The following is a 4260-nucleotide window of genomic DNA, read 5'->3' as shown; positions in this document are numbered from 1 at the left end:
GATGCTGAACTGGAGACTATGCGCAATCGGAACCGGTTAATTATGGCCGTTCCTGAGCTTCGGGGGGCGACCTTGAACAGTTTGACCGGAACCATGCAGTTGTTTGCGGAGATTGTAGCTGAACGGATCGGACGTAAGCCGGATGATCCGGATGTACGCACATTTGCCGGTGCGGTAATTGGGGTCAACATTTCAGTGATGCTTTACTACGCAGAACATTCCGATGCTGATTTTGCAAGCCTGCTGGCTGAGGCCTTAGGGAAATTGGAATTTAGCTTCACCTTATAAAAGGCGTTTATAAATGAGCTGTGCTTCTAATGGGGAGCAGAGCTCTTTTGCACTCTTTTTGCCTCATAATATTCCTCAATAAAAACGTCCGGCATCTTCTGAAATTTTTCCTTACGCTTGTACACATTGTCCGTAGGTAAGCTGAAGCATCCCCCTTCTGCTTTCCAAAGCAGTCCACTATTGGTATGATTACAAGGAATGAGAACATCTACAACCATGGAGGAATTAATCATGAGTGAAAACACAATATCCGGGATCATTGATCATACGCTGCTAAAAGCGGACGCACGCAAGGAAGATATCATCAAGCTGGCAGAAGAGGCCAAAACCTATAAATTTGCTTCCGTGTGCGTTAACCCGGCATGGGTCGCAGTGGCCCATGAAGTGCTGAAGGATACACCTGAAGTAAAAGTATGTACTGTTATCGGCTTCCCGCTGGGAGCATCCACGCCGGAAACCAAAGCCTTTGAAACCACCAACGCAATCGCAAACGGTGCAGGCGAAGTGGATATGGTTATCAACATCGGCGCATTGAAAGACGGTGACAATGAACTGGTTAAACGCGATATCGCTGCTGTTGTGGATGCAGCCCGAGGCAAAGCGCTGACCAAGGTGATTATTGAGACTTGCCTGTTGAGCGAGGAAGAGAAGGTCCGCGCCTGCAAGCTTGCGGTAGAAGCCGGGGCAGACTTTGTGAAGACTTCGACCGGATTCTCCACCGGAGGCGCTACGAAGGAAGATATCGCGCTGATGCGTGCAACAGTGGGTCCTGATATCGGTGTCAAAGCCTCCGGCGGTGTACGCAGCAGCGAGGATGCGCTGATCATGATCGGAGCGGGGGCAACCCGGATCGGTACGAGCGGCGGCGTAGCCATTGCCAAGGGCGAGCAGAGCCAGAGCAGCTACTAATCGTCTGTATTTAAAAGGATGGACAAGCGGGGGATACAAAACTTTTGTGCCTCCGCTTTTTTTGTATATACATATTGGACTGGCTGTTCGTGCGTGAAGGGAGAGAAGAACATAGTCGTTAACCTTGTATATTTTTACTTGCTTACTCAGCACTGACGGGTCATCGGATCAGTAATGACGAAAAGTTTTTATGTAAGCGTATACTACAAATATAATAAAACACACCGGAATAATGAGAATTTTCTCTTCCCAAATAACATCGTTTGTGAGAGAATAGTTACAATTAAAGATTGTTAAGGTTTGCCAATTATCATTACAGGGGAGGAAATACCAATGTCAGAAGACCGCAAGCTGTCGTTTGAAACATTAGCTGTTCATGCAGGCCAGGAGATTGACCCGACTACACTATCGCGTGCCGTACCGCTCTATCAGACCACTTCCTACGGATTCCGGGATGCTGAGCATGCCGCCATTCTGTTCGCGCTCAAGGAATTCGGCAACATCTATACCCGCCTGATGAACCCGACCACCGATGTGTTTGAGCAGCGGATCGCTGCGCTTGAAGGCGGGGCCGGGGCGCTGGCGACGGCGTCGGGGGCGGCGGCGATTTCCTTCTCTGTGCTGAATATTGCCGGTGCAGGCGATGAAATTGTATCGGCTGCAAGCCTCTATGGAGGAACTTATAACCTTTTCTCCACCACCTTGCCCAAGCTTGGAATCAAAGTGCATTTCGTGGATTCCGATAACCCGGAAAACTTCCGGGCAGCAATTACGGATAAGACAAAGGCGCTCTATGCCGAAACGATCGGCAACCCTCAGGGAAATGTACTGGATATCGAAGCCGTGGCAGCGATCGCCCATGAGCACGGGATTCCGCTGATTGTCGATAATACCTTCCCGAGTCCGTATCTGCTGCGCCCGATTGAGCATGGAGCGGATATTGTGGTCCATTCGGCTACCAAATTTATCGGCGGCCATGGTACCTCGATTGGCGGAATCATCGTAGACGGCGGCAAGTTTGACTGGAAAGCGAGCGGCAAATTCCCCGGCCTTACCGAGCCGGACCCAAGCTATCATGGTGTAGTGTACACGGAAGCGGTTGGGCCGATTGCCTATATTATCAAAGCCCGCGTGCAACTGCTGCGTGATTTGGGGGCATCGATTTCACCATTCAACTCCTGGCTGCTGCTACAAGGGCTGGAAACCCTGCATTTGCGCCTGGAACGCCATAGCAAGAATGCGCTTCAGGTGGCGCAATACCTGGAAGGTCATAAGGATGTAGAGTGGGTGAGCTATTCCGGCTTGCCAAGCCATCCGTCCTATGAGCTTGCACAAAAATATTTGCCAAAGGGCCAGGGCGCGATCCTCACCTTCGGAATTAAGGGCGGGGCTGCAGCCGGCGTCAAACTGATTGAGAATGTAAAGCTGTTCTCCCATTTGGCCAATGTAGGAGACTCGAAATCGCTGATTATTCATCCGGCGAGCACAACTCACCAGCAGCTTTCGAATGAAGAACAAATCACTGCCGGCGTAACTCCGGAGCTCTTGCGCCTGTCCATCGGAACGGAGTCCATTGATGATATCCTGTATGATCTCGAACAGGCTATTGCCGCAAGCCAGCAGTAAGGCGGGATCAGCAGACACAGCGTTTTAACCTATAGCCTCCTCCGGGAGCAGTCCGGTCTCTAGACTTAGAGCCGAGATTGTTTGCGGAGGGGGGCTTTTTTGTTGTTTGGAGGGAGTGTTGTTCCGCCGTCTGCACTGTAAATATCAGACTCCATTGATACCGCTTGCATATTTCAAGGCTGGACCCCGTATTTATAAAAAGAAGGTTCGTAACATGCCGGTATAAGCGTGTATCAGGAACAGGTGCCGGCAATCCAAAGCCAAAAGGTGGGTGCGGTGATGAAGGGTGAACGTCAGCAGGATCAAAACCGGAACAATGTGGAGCGCCCGTTCAAGTATAATGCTGGGGACCGGGCGATAGGAGCGGAAATGAGCCAGGCCGCATCTGTAGCCTCCGCTGCTGCGGAGTTTATCAACGAAGCGGGACGGAGCGCGGGAGCGGGAGCGTCCAAACGGGCTTTTATGAGGCGGGCAGGAGACCGTCCGGCCTTTCTGGTGCTGCGTGAGGGAGCCGAAGACCGGCCGTTATTCCGGGATGAGGCGGGTTCACTTCCGGGAGGACCCTGCCTCATCCGGAGTGAGGAATGGCTGCATACCCCGGAGCTTGCCGGATTGTATGAATACTGGCTGAACAGTGAAGATGAATTCCAGGCTGAACGCACCCTTCAGCGGATTTATTACCGGCTGCGGGCCGCTTCAGCAGCGCTGCTGGAATCGGCGGATGGCGCCTGGGCGGCCGTCACTCTACTCTATACGCAGGAGCTTGCCGCAGTGCCCGCCAAACTGGCTAAGCTGCACGATGTGCAGCTCGAAGCCCTGTTTGCCGCCGTGGCGGCAAATCAGCGGCTGGGCAGAGACAGCCGCATCGATCTGCTGGCGCCATATCCCGCCAGCGCTGCCGAATTCGCGGTGAAACGCGAATTCATCGAGGACGTGGCCGAACAGATCCTCGGCCACGCTTACGCGGCGGCGTGCAGCATCGGGGCGCTGGTTGCCCCGGATGTCCAGCCCGCCGCCGCGGGGGAAATCGCGCGTATCGCCGATTTCCTGGTGCTGGACGGCGCGGCGGACCTAGCCGCGCCGGAAGAGCTCACCGCCGAGGGCTTTGCCCGCACGGCGGGAGAGGTCCTGGCCGCCGTGCGGCGCGTGAAGCCGGCGGCGGTAGTGCTCGCCGCGGGGGCAGCGGCGGCGGGAGCGCTTGCCGATCTGTACCGGATCGGCATGAGCGGGATCTTTTGCAGCGCGGGCCTTCGGACCGAAGCGCTGCTCCGGGCGGCCTGCCTGACCTGGATGGCCCGGCAGGACAATGCGGATTCAGCCGCCGGAGGATGGCTGTAGTCATTTAACGCCCTGTCACTGTCCGCTGGCTGGCGGAGCTTGCCGCTCAGACAGTTTCATGGGGCATACACCCGCCGGTAGGGATTAGTATTCCCCGGC

4 protein-coding genes are annotated in these 4260 nt (G+C 54.6%); all 4 read left to right on the top strand.

Going from position 1 to position 4260, the window contains the following annotated elements; genetic code table 11:
- Positions 1-288: acyl-CoA-like ligand-binding transcription factor (locus AQR02_RS27180; protein ID WP_483414283.1), on the top strand; the 288-nt coding region annotated here is incomplete at its 5' end.
- A 231-nt stretch (positions 289-519) separates the two neighbouring features.
- Complete coding sequence (gene deoC, locus AQR02_RS27170) at positions 520-1197, top strand: deoxyribose-phosphate aldolase (RefSeq protein ID WP_054943471.1); 678 nt, start codon at positions 520-522, stop codon at positions 1195-1197.
- 333 nt (positions 1198-1530) lie between these two features.
- Entirely contained in the window at positions 1531-2823 is a 1293-nt protein-coding gene (locus AQR02_RS27165) for a homocysteine synthase (RefSeq protein ID WP_054943470.1), read from the top strand.
- A gap of 279 nt (positions 2824-3102) precedes the next feature.
- Positions 3103-4161, top strand: a complete 1059-nt coding sequence (locus AQR02_RS27160) for a hypothetical protein (RefSeq protein WP_054943469.1) — start codon at positions 3103-3105, stop codon at positions 4159-4161.
- Positions 4162-4260 lie beyond the last annotated feature (99 nt).

The sequence above is a fragment of the Paenibacillus ihuae genome (genome assembly GCF_001368795.1).
Taxonomy (GTDB): Bacteria; Bacillota; Bacilli; order Paenibacillales; family Paenibacillaceae; genus Paenibacillus_AQ; species Paenibacillus_AQ ihuae.
Note: the sequence above shows the minus strand (reverse complement) of the source record. Positions and strands in the feature narration are given on the sequence as shown.

Excerpts from the sequence above, each read along its gene's own strand:
- deoC (WP_054943471.1), top strand. The coding sequence starts at position 520 with ATGAGTGAAAACACAATATCCGGGATCATTGATCATACGCTGCTAAAA.
- AQR02_RS27165 (WP_054943470.1), top strand. The coding sequence starts at position 1,531 with ATGTCAGAAGACCGCAAGCTGTCGTTTGAAACATTAGCTGTTCATGCA.
- AQR02_RS27160 (WP_054943469.1), top strand. The coding sequence starts at position 3,103 with ATGAAGGGTGAACGTCAGCAGGATCAAAACCGGAACAATGTGGAGCGC.